A 19,735-nucleotide genomic window follows, 5' to 3' on the forward strand; every position below is an offset into this window, starting at 1 on the left:
ACAACCCCTTAGAAATAACCTTGACGTTTTTTATCTTCCATCGAGCCTGCGCCATCGTGGTCGATGACTCGGCCCTGGCGCTCGGAAGTTCGCGTCAGGAGCATTTCCTGGATGATGTCGGTCAGGGTTTCAGCCTCGGACTCCACCGCGCCGGTCAGCGGGTAGCAGCCAAGCGTCCGGAAACGGACCTTTTTCTTGACGATACGCGCCTTGTCTTCATCAGACAGGTGCTCAAGGATGCGCTCGTCGTCGATCATGATCAGCGTGCCGTTCTTCTCGATCACTTCGCGTTCTGCGGCGAAGTACAGCGGCACAATCGGGATGCCTTCGAGGTAGATGTACTGCCAGATATCCAGCTCGGTCCAGTTCGACAACGGGAACACGCGAATCGATTCGCCCTTGTTGACGTTGCCGTTGTAGACGTTCCACAACTCGGGCCGCTGATTTTTCGGGTCCCAGCGGTGCTTGCTGTCACGGAAGGAATACACGCGCTCTTTGGCACGGGATTTTTCTTCATCGCGACGCGCACCACCAAAGGCTGCATCAAAACCGTATTTGTCCAGAGCCTGCTTCAGGCCCTCGGTCTTCATGATATCGGTATGCTTGGCGCTGCCGTGGGTGAAAGGGTTAATCCCTTGTGCCACGCCGTCCGGGTTGACGTGAGTGATCAGGTCCAGGCCCAGCTCGGCGACCATCTTGTCGCGAAAGCTGTACATCTCCTGGAATTTCCACTGGGTGTCGACATGCATCACCGGAAACGGCAGCTTGCCAGGGAAAAACGCCTTGCGAGCAAGGTGCAGCATCACGGCGGAATCTTTACCGATCGAGTACAGCATCACCGGGTTATCGAACTCGGCGGCCACCTCGCGGATGATGTGGATGCTTTCCGCCTCCAGCTGTTTCAGGTGCGTCAGTTTGTCGACCATGGCTACTCACGAAAGCTATCTTATGAACGGCCTGCGGGCCGTGTTCGAGGGGCGAATGCTAGCACAGCACCCTCTTCTATAGATGGCGCCAACTAGATCGAAACGGTCTAAGAATAGACCTCGGAGTTTGGGCGATTACTCCATGTGGGAGCGGGCTTGCTCGCGATGCAGGCAATGCGGTTATACAGCAAGAACGCGTTGATTCGATCGCGAGCAAGCCCGCTCCCACAGGGTTCAACTCCAATGCTCAGATCGGATTCGGGCAATCGATAAACAGGTGTTCCAGGGCGAAGCGCCGCGCCAGGTAATCCCCCAGGGCTTGCACGCCATAACGTTCGGTGGCGTGATGGCCTGCGGCAATAAAGCTGATGTCGTTTTCCCTGGCACTATGGAAAGTCTGCTCTGACGCTTCGCCACTCAGGTACAGATCAACCCCCGCCTGTACCGCCTGATCGATAAAGCCCTGCCCGCCACCGGTACACCAGCCCACGCGACGGATCATTTCGCTGCCTTCAATCAGCAACGGCTCACGGCCCAGCGCTTCTTGCACACGGCGGGCAAAATCGCGGGCCGTTACAGGCTCGGCCAAGGAACCCACCAGCCCCACCACTTTCGAATTGCCCGGTTCCAGCGGACCTTCGACGGTGATATCCAGCTGCCGGGCCAATTGCACGTTGTTGCCCACTTCTGGATGCAGATCCAGCGGCAAGTGGTAGGCCAGCAGGCTGATATCGTGCTTGAGCAGGGTTTTCAGGCGGCGCTGCTTCATACCGGTAACGCACGGGTCTTCGCCTTTCCAGAAGTAGCCGTGATGCACCAGCACCAGATCAGCCTGGGCCTCGACTGCGGCATCCAGCAATGCCTGGCTGGCGGTCACGCCACTGACTATACGCATCACCTGCGGGCGGCCTTCGACTTGCAAGCCATTGGGGCAGTAATCGCCGATGGCGGCACAGTTGAGGTAACGATTTGCCTCTTCTACCAGCGTGCTCAGGGAGACAGCCATAAAAGACTCCTAAATATAGCGTTCAGAGCCGGGCGGCCCTCGTATAATGGCGTCATTATGGGCCGTCAGAATGGCTCTGCAACCTTCAGGACTGAGTTCAATGTTTAAGGCTTTGCGTTTCTTTGGCTGGCCGTTGCTGGCTGGCGTGCTTATCGCTTTGCTGATTATTCAGCGTTACCCGCAATGGGTTGGGCTGCCGAGCCTGGACGTTAATCTGCAACAAGCCCCGCAAACCAGTTACATGCAGCAGGGTCCCGTGACCTACGCCGATGCAGTGGTGCGCGCCGCGCCTGCCGTGGCCAACTTGTACACCACCAAGGTGGTGAACAAAAACGCCCGCCCATTGTTTGAAGACCCGCAGTTCCGTCACTTTTTCGGCAACAACGAACCCAAGCAGCGACGCATGGAGTCCAGCCTCGGTTCGGCAGTGCTGATGAGCCCCGAGGGCTATTTACTGACCAATAACCATGTAGTCGCAGGTGCCGACCAGATTGTGGTGGCACTCAAGGACGGCCGCGAAACACATGCACGGGTTATTGGTAGCGACCCGGAAACGGACCTGGCAGTACTGAAGATCGACCTGAAAAACCTGCCTGCAATTACCATCGGCCGCTCGGACACCCTGCGCATCGGCGATATCGCCCTGGCGATCGGCAACCCGTTTGGCGTTGGCCAGACCACCACCATGGGCATTATCAGTGCCACCGGGCGCAACCAGTTGGGCCTGAACAACTACGAAGACTTTATCCAGACGGATGCCGCGATCAACCCGGGTAACTCGGGCGGCGCGCTGGTGGATGCCAACGGTAACCTGACCGGCATCAACACCGCGATTTTCTCCAAGTCCGGCGGCTCACAGGGCATCGGTTTTGCGATCCCGATCAATCTGGCCATGGAAGTCATGAAGTCGATCATCGAGCACGGCCAGGTGATTCGCGGCTGGCTGGGCATTGAAGTGCAGCCGTTGACCCAGGAGCTGGCCGAGTCGTTTGGCCTCAGTGGTCGTCCGGGAATTGTGGTGGCGGGGATTTTCCGTGATGGCCCGGCGCAAAAAGCCGGTTTGCAACTGGGAGACGTGATTCTGAGCATTGATGGCGAACCCGCCAGCGATGGCCGTCGTTCGATGAATCAGGTGGCGCGGATCAAACCTTCGGACAAAATCACCATACAGGTCATGCGCAACGGCAAAGAGCTCAAGCTCACCGCCGCAGTGGGCCTGCGACCGCCGCAAGAGCAGCCGCCGCAGAACGACTGAAAACCCTCACCCCAGCCCTCTCCTAAAGGGAGAGGGGGCCGATTTGTGGTGCTGCGCGAATACTGCTCTTGCTTTAGTCCCCTCTCCCTCCGGGAGAGGGCAGCGGTTACAAGTCTGACAACCCTTCAATCAACGCCGCATTCTGCTCCGGCGTGCCGATGCTGATGCGCAGGAACTGGGCAATGCGCAGTTGCTTGAAGTGACGCACGATCACCCCCTGATCACGCAACTTGGCCGCCAACGCCGCCGCATCGTGTTCCGGGTGACGGGCGAAGATAAAGTTCGCGGCCGATGGCAGCACTTCAAAGCCCAGCGCCTGCAACTGCGCGACCACTTGCTCGCGACTGTCGATCACCCACTGGCAGGTCTGTTCGAAATATTCGCGGTCGGCAAACGCTGCCGCTGCGCCAACAATGGCGATACGATCAAGCGGATAGGAGTTGAAGCTGTTCTTGATTCGCTCCAGCGCTTCGATCAGATCCGGATGGCCCACCGCCAGGCCGACACGCAAACCGGCCAGGGAGCGCGACTTGGACAGGGTCTGGGTGACCAGCAGGTTCGGATAACGGTCCACCAGGCTGATGGCCGTTTCGCCGCCAAAGTCGATATACGCTTCATCCACCACGACCACCGAATCAGGGTTGGCCTTGAGGATCTGTTCGATGGCCTCCAGCGCCAGCAGGCAACCGGTCGGTGCATTGGGGTTGGGGAAGATGATCCCGCCATTGGCCCGGGTGTAGTCCGCAGGCTGGATCTGGAACTGCTCATCCAGTGCTATGGCGTCAAATTCGATGCCATACAGCCCGCAGTAAACCGGATAAAAACTGTAACTTATATCCGGAAACAGCAGCGGTTTGTCGTGCTGGAACAGGCCATTGAAAACATGGGCCAGCACTTCGTCCGAGCCGTTGCCCAAAAACACCTGATTGGTCTGCACACCGTAATACTCGGCCACCGCCTGCTTAAGCAGGTCGCTGTTCGGGTCGGGGTATAAACGCAGGTTGTCATTGATTTCGGCCTGCATCGCTGCCAGCGCTTTAGGCGAAGGCCCATAGGGGTTTTCGTTGGTGTTGAGCTTGACCAGTTTGGTCAGCTTCGGTTGCTCACCCGGCACATAAGGCACCAGGGCTTTAACGAATGGGCTCCAGAACTTGCTCATACTTGTTACCCCTGTTTGTCGGCGAGGATGCGGTATTCGGCACTGCGGGCGTGACCGGTCAGCGATTCGCCGCGAGCGAGAATCGAAGCGGTTTTGCCCAAGTCGGAAGCACCCTGCTCGGAGCAGAAGATAATCGAGGAGCGCTTCTGGAAATCATAAACGCCAAGCGGTGACGAAAAACGCGCCGTACCGGAAGTCGGCAGTACGTGATTAGGCCCTGCGCAGTAGTCGCCCAGCGCCTCTGAGGTGTGACGACCCATAAAGATCGCACCGGCGTGGCGGATCTGCGGCAACCAGGCTTGCGGGTCTGCCACCGATAGCTCCAGGTGTTCCGGAGCAATGCGGTTGGCCACGTCGATAGCCTGCTGCATGTCGTTCACCAGAATCAGCGCACCACGACCATTGATCGAGGTTTCGATGATTTCGGCCCGCTCCATGGTCGGCAGCAGTTTGGCGATGCTGGCCGCCACCTTGTCGAGGAACTCGGCATCGGGGCTAACCAGAATCGCTTGCGCGTCTTCATCGTGCTCGGCCTGGGAGAACAAATCCATGGCAATCCAGTCCGGGTCGGTCTGGCCGTCGCACACGACGAGGATCTCCGAAGGGCCGGCAATCATGTCGATGCCTACCTGGCCAAATACATGGCGCTTGGCGGTCGCGACGTAGATATTGCCCGGGCCTACCACCTTGTCGACTTTGGGTACGCTTTCGGTGCCATAAGCCAATGCCGCAACCGCTTGTGCGCCACCAATGGTGAACACCCGGTCAACGCCCGCAATGCAGGCGGCAGCCAGCACCAGCTCATTGATTTCGCCACGCGGGGTCGGCACGACCATCACCACTTCGGTCACGCCGGCAACCTTGGCCGGAATCGCGTTCATCAGCACCGACGAAGGGTACGACGCCTTGCCACCCGGTACGTACAGACCGGCGCGATCCAGCGGCGTGACTTTCTGGCCCAGCACCGTACCATCGGCTTCGGTGTAGCTCCAGGAGTCCTGTTTCTGTTTCTCGTGGTAGCTGCGCACGCGCTGTGCGGCCGTTTCCAGTGCTTCACGTTGTGGCGCAGTGATGCGGGTCAGGGCCAGTTCCAGGCGCTCGCGCGGCAGGATCAGGTCAGCCATCGAGGCCACTTCAAGCCCGTCAAAGCGCTGGGTGAACTCAACCAGGGCAGCGTCGCCCCGCTCACGCACAGCCTTGATGATGTCGAGCACACGCTGGTTGACCGAGTCGTCAGACACACTTTCCCAGCTCAGCAGATGATCCAGATGCTGCGCGAAGTCCGGGTCAGCAGCGTTGAGTCGGCGAATTGCAGTGGGAGCGGTCATAGCGAGGGCCTCGGTAATGGGCGAATGCTTGGAATAAGGGTTTTGCGCAGCTCAGGCACCACAAGACTACCAAGCCATCCGCGTGGGTACCTGAGATTTCTGGCTATTACGCGGATAGATGGGCGCGACCTGAAGCCGCGCAGGTGAGTCAGCCGCGGTGTCGAGATTCCACAGCTTTGCGCAGGGTATCGATCAGGGCTTGAATACGGGCGTGCTGCATTTTCATCGAAGCCTTGTTAACCACCAGGCGGGAGCTGATGGCGGCAATGAATTCCTGGGGTTCCAGGCCATTGGCACGCAAGGTGTTACCGGTATCGACCACGTCAATGATCTTGTCGGCCAGGCCAATCAGGGGGGCCAGCTCCATCGAGCCATACAGCTTGATGATGTCGACCTGACGGCCCTGTTCGGCGTAGTAACGCTTGGCGACGTTGACGAACTTGGTCGCAACGCGCAGGCGGCCCTTGGGTTCAGCGACACCAATGGCACCGGCGGTCATCAGCTTGCACTGGGCAATCTGCAGGTCCAGCGGCTCGTACAGGCCCTGGCCACCGTACTCCATCAGCACGTCTTTACCGGCCACACCGAGGTCGGCGGCACCATGCTCAACGTAAGTCGGCACGTCGGTGGCACGGACGATCAGCAGGCGGACGTCAGGCTGTGAGGTCGGGATGATCAGCTTGCGGCTTTTGTCCGGATTCTCGGTCGGCACAATGCCTGCTTCGGCCAGAAGCGGCAGGGTGTCGTCAAGGATACGGCCCTTGGACAGTGCAATGGTCAACATGGGAAACGTAAGTCCTTATCAGGGTACTTTTGCCCGTGCGCAATCGGCGCCGGACAAGCATCGAGCCTGATATCAGGCTCGACTTGAACGATTCGAGGCCAGGTAAGGTAACGCTTGCAGGCCGTTACGTCACCTGGCAGCTGGACACTATCCCTGTGCCCATGATGCCAAACAGCAAAAACTAGCCCGGAACGCGGCGGATTTTGGCGCCCAGCATTTGCAGTTTTTCTTCGATGCACTCGTAACCACGGTCTATGTGGTAGATGCGATCGATCAGGGTATCGCCTTCCGCCACCAGCGCCGAAATCACCAGGCTGGCAGAAGCACGCAGGTCGGTGGCCATTACTGGCGCGCCCTTGAGGGTTTCAGTGCCGGTCACGATGGCAGTGTTGCCTTCAACCTGGATCTTGGCGCCCATGCGGTGCAGTTCATACACGTGCATGAAGCGGTTTTCGAAGATCGTCTCGATCACTGCACCCGTGCCTTCGGCAATGGCGTTGAGCGAGATGAACTGCGCCTGCATGTCGGTCGGAAACGCCGGGTACGGAGCAGTACGCACGTTTACCGCTTTAGGGCGTTTGCCGTGCATGTTCAGCTCGATCCAGTCTTCACCGGTGGTGACCTCGGCGCCTGCTTCCTTGAGCTTCTCAAGGACGGCTTCAAGGATGGTCGGATCAGTGTCCTTGACCTTCACGCGGCCACCGGTGACGGCAGCGGCTACCAGGTAAGTACCGGTTTCAATACGGTCCGGCATGACGCGGTAAGTCGCCGAATGCAGCTCTTTGACGCCATCAATGGTGATGGTGTCAGTACCAGCACCGCTTACCTTGGCGCCCATGGCGTTCAGGAAGTTGGCCAGGTCGACGACTTCAGGCTCGCGTGCAGAGTTCTGCAATACGCTGCGGCCGTTGGCCAGTGCTGCGGCCATCATGATGTTCTCGGTACCGGTCACGCTGACGGTATCAAAGAAGAAGCTGGCACCGCGCAAGCCGCCTTCAGGTGCCTTGGCCTTGATGTAGCCACCTTCAACGTCGATCACTGCGCCCATGGCTTCAAGGCCGCGGATGTGCAGGTCAACCGGACGCGAGCCAATGGCGCAGCCGCCCGGCAAGGCAACTTCAGCGTAACCGAAACGTGCAACCATCGGCCCCAGTACCAGGATCGATGCGCGCATGGTTTTCACCAGCTCATACGGCGCGACCAGGGTTTTGATGGTGTTCGGGTTGATTTCGACACTGAGCTTTTCATCGATCACCGGCTCAATGCCCATGCGACCGAACAGCTCGATCATGGTGGTGATGTCATGCAAATGCGGCAGGTTGGCTACAGTGACCGGGCCATTGCACAGCAGGGTCGCTGCCAGGATCGGCAGGGCAGAGTTCTTCGCCCCGGAAATGCGGATCTCGCCATCAAGGCGGGCACCGCCGGTAATAATCAATTTATCCATAACAATCTCGACGCCAATGGGCTCAGGGGGCTCAGGTGCGCTCGGCCCAGGCCGCGCTGCTGAAGAATTTCATAGTGACCGCATGGATGCTGCCATCAGCGATCCACGGGTTCAAATGGGCATAGATGCTTTGTTGACGTTTGACCGGGCTCAGGGCCACCAGTTCGTCACTGATCACGTTCAACTGAAAGTTGCAGCCTTCGCCCTCAACTTCTACCTGGGTTCCTGGCAGCTTTCCTTCAAGAAAGCTCTTCACTTCTACGGCCTGCATGCTCAACCTCAATCGGCGCCTAACGCGCACGGGTCGGCCATCATACAAAAAAGCCCCGTGCCTGCGAACCCCGCATAACAGGACTCTGACAGGGGGGCTTATTTATATGTGGCGATTAATGATGTGCCAGCAGCTCGGTCACACCCGAAACCTGGGCGATTTCGCGCATGTCTTCGGGCATGGCACGAATGCTCAATGGCTTGTTCAGGGCCTGGGCATCACGGATATAACACAGCAGCAGCGACAAACCGACGCTGCTCGATTTGGTAACGCCCGAGCAGTCAACCACCAGCTCTTTGGCCAGGGCTTTTTTGATCAGGGCCTGACCTTCTGTGCGCAAACGGGGGCCAGTCTGATAATCGAGCACGCCACTAAGGCGAAGCTCGCTCTCGCCGGCCAGGGTTATGGCCGCTTCACTCATTGCCCGGCTGCCTTGGGCGATGCCGCATCAGTGGTCTGCTTGGCCTTGGCCACTTCACCCGCCCAGTTGTCGATGGTTTTATCCAGGTTGTTGCCGTTGCGCTGCATGGCATCGGCGAACTGATCGCGGAACAGCTTGCCGATATTGATGCCATTGATGATCACGTTACGCACTTTCCACTCGCCGTTGACCTTGTTAAGGGTATAGGACAATGGATAAATGGCGCCGTTGTCACCCTTGACGGTCATGTCGACACTGGTGCGATCGCCGCTTTCGTCCTTGGCCGGGCCAACGGTGATGCCCTGATTCTTGAACTCAAGCAAGGCATTGCCGTAGAACTGCATCAGGCTGCGCTTGAAGTTCTCTTGAAAGCGCTGCATCTGGGCAGGCGTTGCATTGCGCGAGTACTTGACCGTCATGATGCTTTTGGAGATGCCATCAACATCTACTGCAGGGCCGACGATTTCGTTCAGGGCATCATAGAACTTGCTTGGGCTTTGTTTGTATTGCTCCTTGTTGGCAGCCAGGTCGGCCAGCAACCTTGTCGTGGTATCTGAAACGATGTCATGGGCCGACTGCCCCGGCGCGGCGTTCGCCACCAGAGGAAGGGCTGCGGCCAGTATTACCAGCAGGCCACGGCGCAAGAGAGAAATCATCTGGAAGCTCCTTATTTGGCGTCTTTGCTAACGGTATTGAGCAGGAATTTACCGATCAGGTCTTCAAGAACCAGCGACGACTGCGTGTCGTGAATGGTGCCGCCGTCCTTGAGGGTCGCGTCTTCGCCACCCACGCTGATGCCGATGTATTTCTCGCCCAGCAGGCCTGCTGTGAGGATAGACGCTGTCGAATCCACAGGCAGGTTATCCACCGCTTTTTCGAGCTGCAATGTGACGCGGGCCATGTAGTTGTCACGGTCCAGGTCGATTGCTGTCACCTTGCCGATGGTCACGCCAGCCATGGTGACTTTGGCGCGCACGGTCAGCCCGGCAATATTGTCGAAATTGGCATAGAGCTTGTAGGTGTCAGTGCTCGCCGTCGGGGACAGCCCGCTGACCCGCAAGGCAAGCAACAGCAAAGCCAGGATGCCAGCCAGCAGGAACAGGCCGACACCGATTTCCATGGTGCGGTTTTGCATCAGAAATCTCCAAACATCAAGGCGGTCAATATAAAGTCCAGCCCGAGGACTGCCAGTGAGGCATACACCACGGTCTTGGTAGTGGCACGGCTGATCCCCTCTGAGGTGGGCTCACAGTCATAACCTTGAAACACGGCAATCCAGGTCACCACAAAGGCAAACACGATGCTTTTGATGATCCCGTTAATTACGTCACCACTGAAGGTTACGCTGTTTTGCATGTTGGCCCAGTAGGAGCCGTCGTAGACACCGAGCCAGTCCACGGCAACCCACGAACCACCCCAGATCCCGACCACGCTGAAAATCATCGCCAGCACAGGCAGGGAAATAAACCCGGCCCACAACCGCGGCGCAATGATGTACTTGAGCGGATCAACACCGATCATTTCCAGGCTGGACAGCTGCTCGGTCGATTTCATGTTGCCGATTTCAGCCGTCAGCGCCGACCCTGCGCGCCCGGCGAACAGCAAGGCGGTAACCACGGGACCCAGTTCGCGCAACAGGGTCAGGGCCACCATCTGCCCCACTGCCTGCTCCGAACCATAGCTGGACAGGATACTGAAGCCTTGCAGTGCCAGTACCATGCCGATAAATATGCCGGACACCACGATAATGACCAGCGACATGACGCCAACCGAATGCAGCTGCCTGACCAGCAAACCAAACCCGCCCCCGATACCGCCACGCCCCAGCAGTGCATGAAACAGGAACACTGCCGAACGCCCCAGTACCGCAACGGTGTCGATCCCGGCCCGGCCGAACAGACCGATACGGCTCATTAATGACATCTTGCGCATCAGCGCTTCCCCAGTAGATCGGTTCGGTAGTCCGACGCCGGAAAGTGGAACGGAACCGGGCCATCCGGGTCGCCGGTCATGAACTGGCGAATGCGCGGGTTATCGGCGTTCATCAATTCTTCGGGCGTGCCCTGCCCCAGCACCTGGCCATCGCCGACTACATACAGATAGTCGGCAATGCTCGCAGTTTCAGCCAGATCGTGAGAAACCACGATACTGGTAATGCCCAGCGCATCATTGAGCAAACGAATCAGGCGTACCAGCACGCCCATTGCAATGGGATCCTGCCCCACGAAGGGTTCGTCATACATCAGGATCTGCGGATCCAGGGCAATCGCCCGCGCCAGCGCCACCCGGCGTTTCATGCCGCCGGACAACTCGTCGGGCATCAGGTCGATAGCTCCGCGCAAGCCCACCGCCTGCAATTTAAGCAGCACGATGTCACGGATCATTTCTTCCGGCAGCTCGGTATGCACCCGCAACGGGAAAGCAACGTTCTCGAACACGTCCAGATCGGTAAACAGCGCACCGCTCTGAAACAACACGCCCATATGCTTGCGGGCATCAAACAAATCACTGCGCGACAGGGCCGGCAGGTTTTGATTGTTGACCCACACTTCGCCGCTGTTGGGACGCAGTTGCATGCCCATCAGGCGCAACAGTGTGGTCTTGCCGCAGCCAGACGGCCCCATGATCCCCGTGACCTTGCCACGCGGGATGCGAATATCGACATTATTGAAGATGCTGCGCGTACCGCGCTTGAAGGACACTCCCTTCAGCTCGACCGCGTAGGCGTTATCGGCGCTCATCTAAACTCCTTGCGATGCAGCCTCTGCCTCTCACCCGGACACCAAACTTCTTGTGAAGAAGCACGCGTTCCCTGGCGGGCCGAACTGGCGGCGAACTATACCACTGCTCATAGTGACCGCCCAAGACCGAAGGAGTGCCGGTTAAGTCTCAGTACAGTGAAATAAAGATGTTTTTTCTGCAAACACACGCGCACTTTGTAAGCACATGCAATAAAGCACAGCGATCAAGCGTGAGGGAACGCCACATAACCGCTATAATCGTTGCCTTTTCTCAGGCTACCCGACTTCAACCATGAGCCAATCCAGCGACCTGATCCAATCCGCCCAACGCACCATCCGCCTCGAACTGGAAGCCGTAGAGGGCTTGCTGACACATATCGACGCAGATTTCGTACGCGCTTGCGAGATGATTTTGGCCAGTAAAGGCCGGGTGGTCGTGGTCGGCATGGGCAAGTCAGGACACATCGGCAATAAAATTGCCGCAACCCTGGCCAGCACCGGCACCACGGCTTTTTTTGTCCACCCGGCAGAAGCCAGCCACGGCGACATGGGCATGATTACCCGCGATGACATTATCCTCGCACTGTCCAACTCCGGCTCGACCGCCGAAATCGTCACCCTGCTGCCACTGATCAAGCGCCTGGGCATCAAGCTGATCAGCATGACCGGCAACCCCGAATCGCCGCTGGCCAAGGCCGCCGATGTCAGCCTGGATGCCCGCGTGGCCCAGGAAGCCTGCCCGTTGAATCTGGCACCGACCTCGTCCACCACGGCAACCTTGGTGCTGGGCGATGCACTGGCTATTGCCCTGCTTGAAGCTCGCGGTTTTACTGCAGAAGATTTCGCCTTTTCCCACCCCGGCGGAGCACTGGGCCGACGCCTATTGCTGAAAGTGGAGAACGTCATGCACTCTGGCGATGAACTGCCGCAAGTCGTGCGCGGTACATTGCTCAAGGAAGCGTTGATGGAAATGACCCACAAGGGCCTGGGCATGACCGTCGTCATAGAAGAGGACGGTCGACTGGCCGGAATCTTTACTGACGGCGACTTGCGCCGCACCCTGGACCGCGAAATCGACATCCGCAACGCCACCATCGACGCGGTCATGACCCCGCACGGCAAAACCGCCCGCGCCGACATGCTGGCAGCCGAAGCCCTTAAAATCATGGAAGACCACAAAATCAGCGCGCTGGTGGTGGTCGACAAGCAAGATCGTCCGGTTGGCGCCTTGAACATGCACGATCTGCTACGCGCAGGAGTAATGTAATGACCCAGGAACTTCTCAAGCGCGGCAAGGGCATCAAGCTGGCCATTTTTGACGTTGACGGCGTATTGACCGACGGCCGCCTGTATTTCCTCGAAGATGGCAGCGAATTCAAGACCTTCAATACCCTCGACGGCCAGGGCATCAAGATGCTTATGGCCGCCGGTGTGCAAACGGCAATTATCAGCGGCCGCAAAACCCCGGTGGTCGAGCGTCGCGCACAAAACCTGGGCATCCCGTATCTGTACCAGGGCCGCGAAGACAAATTGGTCGTACTGGACGAGCTTCTTGGCCAACTCAACCTAAGCTATGAACAGGTTGCCTACCTGGGAGATGACTTGCCCGACCTGCCGGTTATCCGCCGGGTAGGTCTGGGCATGGCCGTGGCCAACGCTGCGGACTTTGTCCGCGAGCACGCCCACGGGGTAACCCGGGCGCGGGGTGGCGAAGGTGCCGCCCGTGAATTCTGCGAGCTGATTCTGCGTGCCCAGGGCAGCCTGGACGCAGCCCACGCCGCCTACCTATAGAGCTTTCTATGCTGAGCAAAAAGATTCGCCAAATAGTGCTGTTTACAGTGATTGCCTCGCTGTTTGCAGCTGCTGGCTACTGGAATATCAGGCCGGAACGTTTTCTCAATGCCCCTACCCTGGCGGTGGATGAAAACGCTATCGACTACTACGCCACCAATGCACACAGCCGTCAGTTTTTACCTGACGGCAAGCTGCAGTACGACATGACGTCCGAGAAGCTTGAACATTTGAAGGCTTCCGAGGTCACTCAGATGACCCAACCGAAAATGCAGCTCTACCGCGGCACGGCCTACCCGTGGAACGTGCAGAGCGAGCGCGGTGAAGTCAATCCGGATGGCACCGAGGTCGAGCTTATCGATTCGGTGCGCATCGCGCGCACTGACGAAAAAAACCGCACCACCATTATTACCAGTACCCGTATGACTGTATTCCCCCAGAAGGAATATGCGCAGACCGAGCGAGACGTTAGAATCGACGGCGCTGGCGGCGTAACCACTGGCAAGGGCATGAAAGCATATTTGAAAGACGGCAGGATGGACCTGCTGTCCAACGTAAGAGGACAGTATGAGTCTCGTTAAAACCCTCCCTTTATTGCTCAGCCTGAGCGCAGCACTGGGAAGCGTGAGCGCCTGGGCTCTGCCGAACGACACCGAACAACCTATTCGCATCCAGGCCAACGAGGCACAACTGGATGACAAGCAAGGTATTGCCACCTACAAGGGCGATGTCATCATCACCCAGGGCTCGATGAAAATCACCGGCAACACCGTCACCATCACCCGTAATGCTGCGGGCGAAATCGACGTGGTGACATCCGTCGGCAACCTGGCCTACTTCGAGCAACTGCAAAAAGCCACTGACCCCAAACCGGTACAGGCTTATGCCGTCACCATTCAATACCATGCACCACAAAACCGCATCGTACTGATTGACAAGGCCAAAGTGATTAACGACGGCAATACCACCGAGGGCGAGAAAATCGTCTACGACACGGTAAAACAAATTGCCAGTGCCGGTCGCGCCAATGGCGCCAATGTCACCGCACCTCGCCCGCGCATCGACATGGTGATCCAGCCCAAGAAGAAAACCGACCAGCAGAAGGCCCAGTAATGGCAACTCTGAAAGCCCAGCATCTGGCCAAAAGCTACAAGAGCCGTCAGGTAGTACGTGATGTCAGCCTGTCGATCGACAGCGGGCAAATCGTGGGCCTGCTCGGCCCCAACGGCGCGGGCAAAACCACCTGTTTCTACATGATTGTCGGCCTGGTGCACGCCGATCAGGGTCGCGTACTGATCGATGACCTGGACGTCAGCCACGAGCCCATGCATGGTCGCGCACGCGCCGGTATCGGTTACTTGCCACAGGAAGCCTCGATCTTTCGCAAGCTGTCGGTGGCCGACAACATCATGGCAATCCTCGAAACCCGCAAGGAGCTCGACAAGACCGGTCGTCGCAAGGAGCTGGAAAGCCTGCTGCAGGAATTCCATATCAACCATATTCGCGACAACCTGGGCATGAGCCTGTCGGGCGGTGAGCGCCGTCGGGTAGAAATTGCCCGCGCACTGGCCACGGCACCCAAGTTCATCCTGCTCGACGAACCCTTTGCCGGTGTCGATCCGATCTCGGTGGGCGACATCAAACAAATCATCTACCACCTCAAAGCCAAGGGCATTGGCGTGCTGATCACCGACCACAATGTCCGTGAAACCCTCGATATCTGCGAAACGGCCTATATCGTCAATGACGGGCAATTGATCGCTGAAGGCGATGCTGAAACGATTCTGGCCAACAAGTTGGTGCGGGAAGTTTACCTGGGTCACGAGTTCCGCCTGTAAGCCCGGACACATCTTGGGCAGCCAGGGCATCCGGGCAGTAAAAATGCGCCAGCATTTTATTGCCCGAATATTCAACGGGGTGCTCTCGATCAGTTCACCACCCGCAAACTAATTTAGACCGCCCCCTAGGCAAACGCACCGGTTTCAGGCATATAATTTGCTTATGTTTGGCGCTCACGCGCCCTGTAGTGGATGGCGCCATGTGCGCCGGCGAATAAGGTGTTAAGCCCCTGCCATGAAACCATCGCTAGTCCTGAGAATGGGCCAGCAGCTGACAATGACACCTCAGCTGCAACAGGCCATCCGCCTGCTCCAATTGTCGACCCTCGATCTGCAACAGGAAATCCAGGAAGCCCTGGAGTCCAACCCCATGCTCGAGCGCCAGGAAGAAGGCGACGACTTCGACAATGCAGACCCCCTTGCCGACAACATTGAGCAAAAGCCCAATCCCGACATTCAAGAGCCCACCTACCAGGAAACTGCCCAGACCGTAGATAATCTGGAAGACGGCGACTGGGGTGAGCGCATTCCCAACGAACTGCCCGTGGACACTGCCTGGGAAGACATCTACCAGACCAGCGCCAGCAGCCTGCCAAGTAACGACGATGACGAGTGGGACTTCACCACCCGCACCTCGACCGGTGAAAGCCTGCAAAGCCACCTGCTGTGGCAATTGAACCTGGCTCCGATGTCCGACACCGACCGTCTGATCGGCGTAACACTGATCGACTGCATCAACAACCAGGGCTACCTGGACGAAACCCTCGAAGAAATCCTCGAAGCCTTTGATCCGGAACTGGACATTGAACTCGATGAAATCGAAGCCGTCCTGCATCGCATCCAGCAATTCGAACCGGCTGGCATTGGCGCGCGCAACCTGGGCGAATGCCTGCTCCTGCAATTGCGCCAACTGCCTGCCAAGACCCCCTGGCTGAGCGAGGCCAAGCGCCTGGTCACCGACTACATCGACCTGCTGGGCGCACGCGACTACAGCCAGCTGATGCGCCGCATGAAGCTCAAAGAGGACGAACTGCGCCAGGTCATTGAACTGGTACAAAGCCTCAACCCACGCCCGGGTTCGCAAATCGAATCCAGCGAAGCCGAATACGTCGTACCTGACGTGATCGTGCGCAAGGACAACGAGCGCTGGCTGGTCGAGCTTAACCAGGAGTCCGTACCGCGCCTGCGGGTGAACGCGCAATACGCCGGTTTCGTACGCAGAGCCGATACCAGCGCCGACAACACCTTTATGCGCAACCAGCTGCAGGAAGCACGCTGGTTTATCAAAAGCCTGCAAAGCCGCAACGAAACCCTGATGAAAGTGGCGACCCAGATCGTCGAGCACCAACGCGGATTTCTCGAGCATGGCGATGAAGCCATGAAACCCCTAGTACTGCACGATATCGCCGAAGCGGTGGGCATGCACGAATCCACCATTTCCCGGGTTACCACACAAAAATTCATGCATACCCCACGGGGCATTTATGAACTTAAATACTTTTTCTCCAGCCACGTCAGCACCTCTGAAGGCGGCGAATGCTCCTCCACCGCGATCCGTGCCATCATCAAAAAACTGGTTGCAGCGGAAAATCAGAAAAAGCCGTTGAGTGACAGCAAGATCGCTGGTTTACTGGAGGCACAAGGTATTCAGGTAGCCCGTCGCACCGTCGCCAAGTACCGCGAATCCCTCGGGATAGCGCCTTCGAGCGAACGCAAGCGTTTGATGTAAGCCACGGACCCCGGCGTTTCAGTGGCAGGCTGCTCGGCCTGCCGCTTTATGCAATGGCATCAAAGGAGAAACTGTATGCAAGTCAACATCAGTGGACACCAACTGGAAGTCACCGAACCGCTACGCGCATACATCGGCGAAAAACTCGACCGACTGGAGCGTCACTTCGACAAGATTACCAACGTACAGGTAACGATGGCGGTCGAAAAACTGAAACAGAAAATCGAGGCCACCTTGCACATCCATGGAGGAGAAGTCGTTGCCAACGCCGAGCATGACGATATGTATGCCGCCATCGATCTGCTCACTGACAAGCTTGATCGCCAACTGAAAAAGCATAAGGAAAAGACCCAAAGCCTGCTCCAGGGCGCGACCGGTCGTTAATACTCCCTACCCATGATCCGACTTGAAAGTATCCTGACCCCCGGCCGTTCCCTGGTGAACGCGCCGGGCGGCAGTAAAAAGCGTGCACTCGAACATATTGCCAACCTGATCAGCCGCGAAGTGCCTGGTCTCGAAATGCAGGATGTTTTCGAGAGCCTTATTGCCCGTGAAAAACTGGGTTCCACCGGTTTTGGCAACGGCATCGCCATACCCCATTGCCGCCTCAAGGGCTGCGAGTCGCCTGTAAGCGCCTTGCTGCACCTCGACGCCCCCATAGATTTCGACGCCATCGATGGCGCGCCGGTCGACCTGCTTTTCGTTTTGCTGGTGCCAGAAGCGGCAACCGATGCACACCTGGAACTGCTCCGGCAGATTGCCAGCATGCTCGATCGCAAAGACGTGCGCGAAAGACTGCGCAACGCACCTAGCAACGAAGCGTTGTATCAGGTTGTTCTGGACGTACAGAACGGTCATTAATCATGCGCTTAGTCATAGTCAGCGGACGCTCCGGCTCCGGTAAAAGCACTGCCCTCGCCGTCCTTGAAGACAACGGTTTCTATTGCATCGACAACCTGCCAGCCGGCTTGCTGCCGGAACTGGCCGAACGCGCGTTGATTCACACTGAACTGGCCCAGCCACTGGTGGCCGTTTCGATCGATGCGCGCAACCTGCCGAGTCATTTGTCACGTTTTCCGCAGTTGCTTGAAGAGGTGCGTAACCGGCATATCCAGTGCGACGTGCTGTACCTGGATGCCGACGAAGAAACCTTGCTCAAGCGCTTCTCGGAAACCCGCAGGCGCCACCCGCTCAGCAGCGCGAGCCGCTCCCTTGCCGAAGCCATTCGCGATGAAACCCAGCTTTTGGGCCCCATTGCCGACCTCGCTGACCTGACCATCAACACCACCAATCTGAATCTGTATCAGTTACGTGACACCATCAAGCTGCGTCTGCTGAACAAGCCAGAGCCAGGCACCGCCTTTTTGGTGGAGTCGTTCGGTTTCAAGCGCGGTATGCCGGTGGATGCCGACCTGGTGTTTGACGTGCGTTGCCTGCCCAACCCGTACTGGAAACCCGAGCTGCGCGAGCAGTCAGGGCTGGACCAGCCGGTAGCCGATTATCTGGCGGCGCAACCTGATGTCGAAGAGATGTTCCAGGACATCTCCAGCTACCTGCTTAAATGGCTACCGCGCTTTGCAGCCAGCAACCGCGCCTATGTGACAATCGGAATCGGCTGCACGGGCGGGCATCACCGCTCCGTGTACCTGACCGAACGCCTGGGCAAATGCCTGCAAGAAACTCTGAAGAACGTCCAGGTTCGCCACCGCGACCTTACTTGAAGGATCTACCCCGCGATGCCTGCAGTGGAAATTGAAATCATCAACAAACTGGGCTTGCACGCCCGTGCATCGGCAAAGTTTGTCGGCATCGCAGGGCAGTTTCCATGTCAGATCCAGGCGGGTCGCACCCCTGAGTCGATGGTCGACGGCAAAAGCATCATGGCCATGATGATGCTGGCCGCCGGCAAGGGCACAACCATCCACATAAAGACCGAAGGTGAGAAGGATCAGGAAGCGCTGGACGCACTGGTTGCGCTGATCAACAACTACTTCGATGAAGGCGAATAAGCCTGAAGCCTTTTCGACGCAGCGGCAGGGAAACTGCCACCGTGGGAGCGAGCCTGCTCGCGAAGGTTGTTCGCGAGCAGGCTCGCTCCCACGGCAGGAATTGATCGACTAAAGAGTATCTGCAGAGATCGATTCAACCAAGCGCCGTATCCATCACCATCATCAAACAAAAGCCGACACACAGCCCCAGGCTCGCCAGCTTTTCGTGGCCATTGCGCCGCGACTCGGGGATGACTTCCTGGGTGACCACCAGCAGCATCGCCCCGGCCGCCAATGCCAGACCCAACGGCAACAGCACCTCGGCCAAGTTGACCAGCCAGGCACAGAGCACCGCAAAGACCGGCTCAACCAGACCTGATGCCGCACCAATCAGGAACGCCTTGACCCGCGACATGCCCGCCCCTGCCAATACAAGGGCAATCACCAGGCCTTCCGGCACATCCTGCAACGCAATGCCCATCGCCAGGCTATCGGCATCCGGCATGCCGCCACCCGCCGACACCCCGACCGCCATGCCTTCAGGAATGTTGTGCGCCACAATGGCAATCACAAACAACCAGATGCGCGGCGCGATGACCGGCTCACCGGGGCGACTGACAAATACCTCCGGCCCGGCGCCCGAGACCTTGCGATCCACCAGAAACAGGCAGAATGCGCCCAGCAGGATCCCTGCACTTATAAGCCCGCTGGCGGGCCAGGGTGACAACCCCAGGCTTTGCGCTGCCGCAATGCCCGGCACAATCAGCGAAAAGGCCGTGGCCGCCAGCATCACACCGGCCCCAAAGCCCAGCAGAGTGTCACTGACCGCCACCGGCATTTTTCGAATAACCAGGACAGGCACGGCGCCTAACGCCGTGCCCAGTGCACACAACGCACCGCCCTGCAGCGCCCGCAGCAGCCGGGGCTCCAGATCCAGCCAGACCAGCCCCTTGGCAACCAACAGGGCCGTACCCGCCAACAGCAAAAGCGTACCGAAGGCATAGCGAAACATTCGAACGCCACCGACCGCTAAAATTTGCGTGCCCATAAT

General features: G+C 58.1%; 24 protein-coding genes. 11 read left to right on the plus strand and 13 right to left on the minus strand.

Going from position 1 to position 19,735, the window contains the following annotated elements; all coding sequences use genetic code 11:
- Positions 1 to 8: 8 nt before the first annotated feature.
- Together cysD and FHL07_RS13550 are read right to left on the minus strand one after the other, a co-directional pair.
- Entirely contained in the window at positions 9 to 926 is a 918-nt protein-coding gene (cysD, locus tag FHL07_RS13540) for a sulfate adenylyltransferase subunit CysD (protein WP_095001155.1), read from the minus strand.
- 247 nt (positions 927 to 1,173) lie between these two features.
- Complete coding sequence (locus FHL07_RS13550; RefSeq protein ID WP_095001154.1) at positions 1,174 to 1,932, minus strand: Nif3-like dinuclear metal center hexameric protein; 759 nt, start codon at positions 1,930 to 1,932, stop codon at positions 1,174 to 1,176.
- Between the two features lie 100 nt (positions 1,933 to 2,032).
- Between FHL07_RS13550 and algW the strand changes: the two genes are divergently transcribed.
- Positions 2,033 to 3,187: a Do family serine endopeptidase AlgW gene (gene algW / locus FHL07_RS13555; RefSeq protein WP_095001153.1), complete on the plus strand. Its 1,155-nt coding sequence runs from the start codon at positions 2,033 to 2,035 to the stop codon at positions 3,185 to 3,187.
- Between the two features lie 106 nt (positions 3,188 to 3,293).
- Here algW and hisC read toward each other — a convergent pair whose 3' ends face one another.
- The 10 genes from hisC to FHL07_RS13605 all read right to left on the minus strand — a co-directional run bounded on the left by hisC (position 3,294) and on the right by FHL07_RS13605 (position 11,338).
- Positions 3,294 to 4,346, minus strand: a complete 1,053-nt coding sequence (gene hisC / locus FHL07_RS13560) for a histidinol-phosphate transaminase (RefSeq protein WP_095024927.1) — start codon at positions 4,344 to 4,346, stop codon at positions 3,294 to 3,296.
- Positions 4,347 to 4,351: 5 nt separating this feature from the next.
- Positions 4,352 to 5,674 (minus strand): histidinol dehydrogenase, encoded by a 1,323-nt coding sequence (gene hisD / locus FHL07_RS13565; RefSeq protein ID WP_095001151.1) that lies wholly within the window; start codon positions 5,672 to 5,674, stop codon positions 4,352 to 4,354.
- Between the two features lie 148 nt (positions 5,675 to 5,822).
- Positions 5,823 to 6,458, minus strand: coding sequence for an ATP phosphoribosyltransferase (gene hisG / locus FHL07_RS13570; RefSeq protein WP_016781809.1), 636 nt, complete (start codon positions 6,456 to 6,458; stop codon positions 5,823 to 5,825).
- Between the two features lie 181 nt (positions 6,459 to 6,639).
- A complete protein-coding gene (murA, locus tag FHL07_RS13575) occupies positions 6,640 to 7,905 on the minus strand; it encodes a UDP-N-acetylglucosamine 1-carboxyvinyltransferase (protein WP_095001150.1) in 1,266 nt (421 codons plus the stop codon).
- Between the two features lie 31 nt (positions 7,906 to 7,936).
- Positions 7,937 to 8,176, minus strand: a complete 240-nt coding sequence (locus tag FHL07_RS13580; RefSeq protein WP_003439919.1) for a BolA family protein — start codon at positions 8,174 to 8,176, stop codon at positions 7,937 to 7,939.
- A gap of 115 nt (positions 8,177 to 8,291) precedes the next feature.
- Entirely contained in the window at positions 8,292 to 8,597 is a 306-nt protein-coding gene (locus tag FHL07_RS13585) for an STAS domain-containing protein (RefSeq protein ID WP_095001149.1), read from the minus strand.
- Positions 8,594 to 9,253: an MlaC/ttg2D family ABC transporter substrate-binding protein gene (locus FHL07_RS13590; protein ID WP_095001148.1), complete on the minus strand. Its 660-nt coding sequence runs from the start codon at positions 9,251 to 9,253 to the stop codon at positions 8,594 to 8,596. The genes FHL07_RS13585 and FHL07_RS13590 overlap by 4 nt, the downstream gene beginning before the upstream one ends.
- 11 nt (positions 9,254 to 9,264) lie before the next feature.
- Positions 9,265 to 9,732, minus strand: coding sequence for an outer membrane lipid asymmetry maintenance protein MlaD (gene mlaD, locus FHL07_RS13595; RefSeq protein ID WP_095018238.1), 468 nt, complete (start codon positions 9,730 to 9,732; stop codon positions 9,265 to 9,267).
- Positions 9,732 to 10,529, minus strand: a complete 798-nt coding sequence (gene mlaE / locus FHL07_RS13600) for a lipid asymmetry maintenance ABC transporter permease subunit MlaE (protein ID WP_095001146.1) — start codon at positions 10,527 to 10,529, stop codon at positions 9,732 to 9,734. The genes mlaD and mlaE overlap by 1 nt, the downstream gene beginning before the upstream one ends.
- Entirely contained in the window at positions 10,529 to 11,338 is an 810-nt protein-coding gene (locus FHL07_RS13605) for an ATP-binding cassette domain-containing protein (protein WP_095001145.1), read from the minus strand. The genes mlaE and FHL07_RS13605 overlap by 1 nt, the downstream gene beginning before the upstream one ends.
- A gap of 292 nt (positions 11,339 to 11,630) precedes the next feature.
- On the opposite strand from FHL07_RS13605, the gene FHL07_RS13610 reads away from it, so the two are divergent.
- From FHL07_RS13610 to FHL07_RS13655, 10 genes are all read left to right on the plus strand, one after another.
- A complete protein-coding gene (locus tag FHL07_RS13610; RefSeq protein ID WP_095001144.1) occupies positions 11,631 to 12,605 on the plus strand; it encodes a KpsF/GutQ family sugar-phosphate isomerase in 975 nt (324 codons plus the stop codon).
- Positions 12,605 to 13,129 (plus strand): KdsC family phosphatase, encoded by a 525-nt coding sequence (locus FHL07_RS13615; protein ID WP_095001143.1) that lies wholly within the window; start codon positions 12,605 to 12,607, stop codon positions 13,127 to 13,129. Before FHL07_RS13610 ends, FHL07_RS13615 begins: the two co-directional genes overlap by 1 nt.
- A gap of 8 nt (positions 13,130 to 13,137) precedes the next feature.
- The gene (lptC, locus tag FHL07_RS13620) at positions 13,138 to 13,710 is read left to right on the plus strand and encodes an LPS export ABC transporter periplasmic protein LptC (protein WP_095001142.1); all 573 of its coding nucleotides are present in this window, start codon (positions 13,138 to 13,140) and stop codon (positions 13,708 to 13,710) included.
- Complete coding sequence (gene lptA / locus FHL07_RS13625) at positions 13,697 to 14,242, plus strand: lipopolysaccharide transport periplasmic protein LptA (RefSeq protein ID WP_095001141.1); 546 nt, start codon at positions 13,697 to 13,699, stop codon at positions 14,240 to 14,242. Before lptC ends, lptA begins: the two co-directional genes overlap by 14 nt.
- Positions 14,242 to 14,967, plus strand: a complete 726-nt coding sequence (gene lptB, locus FHL07_RS13630; protein WP_095001140.1) for an LPS export ABC transporter ATP-binding protein — start codon at positions 14,242 to 14,244, stop codon at positions 14,965 to 14,967. The genes lptA and lptB overlap by 1 nt, the downstream gene beginning before the upstream one ends.
- Positions 14,968 to 15,202: 235 nt before the next feature.
- Entirely contained in the window at positions 15,203 to 16,696 is a 1,494-nt protein-coding gene (locus FHL07_RS13635) for an RNA polymerase factor sigma-54 (RefSeq protein WP_095026599.1), read from the plus strand.
- A 75-nt stretch (positions 16,697 to 16,771) separates the two neighbouring features.
- On the plus strand, positions 16,772 to 17,080 hold the full coding sequence (gene hpf / locus FHL07_RS13640) for a ribosome hibernation-promoting factor, HPF/YfiA family (protein WP_016781796.1): 309 nt from the start codon (positions 16,772 to 16,774) through the stop codon (positions 17,078 to 17,080).
- 12 nt (positions 17,081 to 17,092) lie between these two features.
- Positions 17,093 to 17,557 carry a PTS IIA-like nitrogen regulatory protein PtsN gene (gene ptsN, locus FHL07_RS13645; RefSeq protein ID WP_095001138.1) on the plus strand — a complete coding sequence of 155 codons (465 nt, stop codon included), beginning with the start codon at positions 17,093 to 17,095 and terminating at the stop codon, positions 17,555 to 17,557.
- Between the two features lie 2 nt (positions 17,558 to 17,559).
- Positions 17,560 to 18,417, plus strand: a complete 858-nt coding sequence (gene rapZ / locus FHL07_RS13650) for an RNase adapter RapZ (RefSeq protein WP_019825031.1) — start codon at positions 17,560 to 17,562, stop codon at positions 18,415 to 18,417.
- A gap of 15 nt (positions 18,418 to 18,432) precedes the next feature.
- On the plus strand, positions 18,433 to 18,705 hold the full coding sequence (locus FHL07_RS13655; protein WP_095001137.1) for an HPr family phosphocarrier protein: 273 nt from the start codon (positions 18,433 to 18,435) through the stop codon (positions 18,703 to 18,705).
- 133 nt (positions 18,706 to 18,838) lie between these two features.
- Here FHL07_RS13655 and FHL07_RS13660 read toward each other — a convergent pair whose 3' ends face one another.
- The gene (locus FHL07_RS13660) at positions 18,839 to 19,732 is read right to left on the minus strand and encodes a ZIP family metal transporter (RefSeq protein WP_095001136.1); all 894 of its coding nucleotides are present in this window, start codon (positions 19,730 to 19,732) and stop codon (positions 18,839 to 18,841) included.
- Positions 19,733 to 19,735: the final 3 nt, after the last annotated feature.

This window comes from Pseudomonas sp. FSL W7-0098, from assembly GCF_005930585.1.
Classification (GTDB): domain Bacteria; phylum Pseudomonadota; class Gammaproteobacteria; order Pseudomonadales; family Pseudomonadaceae; genus Aquipseudomonas; species Aquipseudomonas bubulae.

What these genes read in the sequence shown, in the direction of transcription:
- cysD (WP_095001155.1), bottom strand. Translation starts at nt 926, where the DNA reads ATGGTCGACAAACTGACGCACCTGAAACAGCTGGAGGCGGAAAGCATC.
- FHL07_RS13550 (WP_095001154.1), bottom strand. Translation starts at nt 1,932, where the DNA reads ATGGCTGTCTCCCTGAGCACGCTGGTAGAAGAGGCAAATCGTTACCTC.
- algW (WP_095001153.1), top strand. Translation starts at nt 2,033, where the DNA reads ATGTTTAAGGCTTTGCGTTTCTTTGGCTGGCCGTTGCTGGCTGGCGTG.
- hisC (WP_095024927.1), bottom strand. Translation starts at nt 4,346, where the DNA reads ATGAGCAAGTTCTGGAGCCCATTCGTTAAAGCCCTGGTGCCTTATGTG.
- hisD (WP_095001151.1), bottom strand. Translation starts at nt 5,674, where the DNA reads ATGACCGCTCCCACTGCAATTCGCCGACTCAACGCTGCTGACCCGGAC.
- hisG (WP_016781809.1), bottom strand. Translation starts at nt 6,458, where the DNA reads ATGTTGACCATTGCACTGTCCAAGGGCCGTATCCTTGACGACACCCTG.
- murA (WP_095001150.1), bottom strand. Translation starts at nt 7,905, where the DNA reads ATGGATAAATTGATTATTACCGGCGGTGCCCGCCTTGATGGCGAGATC.
- FHL07_RS13580 (WP_003439919.1), bottom strand. Translation starts at nt 8,176, where the DNA reads ATGCAGGCCGTAGAAGTGAAGAGCTTTCTTGAAGGAAAGCTGCCAGGA.
- FHL07_RS13585 (WP_095001149.1), bottom strand. Translation starts at nt 8,597, where the DNA reads ATGAGTGAAGCGGCCATAACCCTGGCCGGCGAGAGCGAGCTTCGCCTT.
- FHL07_RS13590 (WP_095001148.1), bottom strand. Translation starts at nt 9,253, where the DNA reads ATGATTTCTCTCTTGCGCCGTGGCCTGCTGGTAATACTGGCCGCAGCC.
- mlaD (WP_095018238.1), bottom strand. Translation starts at nt 9,732, where the DNA reads ATGCAAAACCGCACCATGGAAATCGGTGTCGGCCTGTTCCTGCTGGCT.
- mlaE (WP_095001146.1), bottom strand. Translation starts at nt 10,529, where the DNA reads ATGCGCAAGATGTCATTAATGAGCCGTATCGGTCTGTTCGGCCGGGCC.
- FHL07_RS13605 (WP_095001145.1), bottom strand. Translation starts at nt 11,338, where the DNA reads ATGAGCGCCGATAACGCCTACGCGGTCGAGCTGAAGGGAGTGTCCTTC.
- FHL07_RS13610 (WP_095001144.1), top strand. Translation starts at nt 11,631, where the DNA reads ATGAGCCAATCCAGCGACCTGATCCAATCCGCCCAACGCACCATCCGC.
- FHL07_RS13615 (WP_095001143.1), top strand. Translation starts at nt 12,605, where the DNA reads ATGACCCAGGAACTTCTCAAGCGCGGCAAGGGCATCAAGCTGGCCATT.
- lptC (WP_095001142.1), top strand. Translation starts at nt 13,138, where the DNA reads ATGCTGAGCAAAAAGATTCGCCAAATAGTGCTGTTTACAGTGATTGCC.
- lptA (WP_095001141.1), top strand. Translation starts at nt 13,697, where the DNA reads ATGAGTCTCGTTAAAACCCTCCCTTTATTGCTCAGCCTGAGCGCAGCA.
- lptB (WP_095001140.1), top strand. Translation starts at nt 14,242, where the DNA reads ATGGCAACTCTGAAAGCCCAGCATCTGGCCAAAAGCTACAAGAGCCGT.
- FHL07_RS13635 (WP_095026599.1), top strand. Translation starts at nt 15,203, where the DNA reads ATGAAACCATCGCTAGTCCTGAGAATGGGCCAGCAGCTGACAATGACA.
- hpf (WP_016781796.1), top strand. Translation starts at nt 16,772, where the DNA reads ATGCAAGTCAACATCAGTGGACACCAACTGGAAGTCACCGAACCGCTA.
- ptsN (WP_095001138.1), top strand. Translation starts at nt 17,093, where the DNA reads ATGATCCGACTTGAAAGTATCCTGACCCCCGGCCGTTCCCTGGTGAAC.
- rapZ (WP_019825031.1), top strand. Translation starts at nt 17,560, where the DNA reads ATGCGCTTAGTCATAGTCAGCGGACGCTCCGGCTCCGGTAAAAGCACT.
- FHL07_RS13655 (WP_095001137.1), top strand. Translation starts at nt 18,433, where the DNA reads ATGCCTGCAGTGGAAATTGAAATCATCAACAAACTGGGCTTGCACGCC.
- FHL07_RS13660 (WP_095001136.1), bottom strand. Translation starts at nt 19,732, where the DNA reads ATGGGCACGCAAATTTTAGCGGTCGGTGGCGTTCGAATGTTTCGCTAT.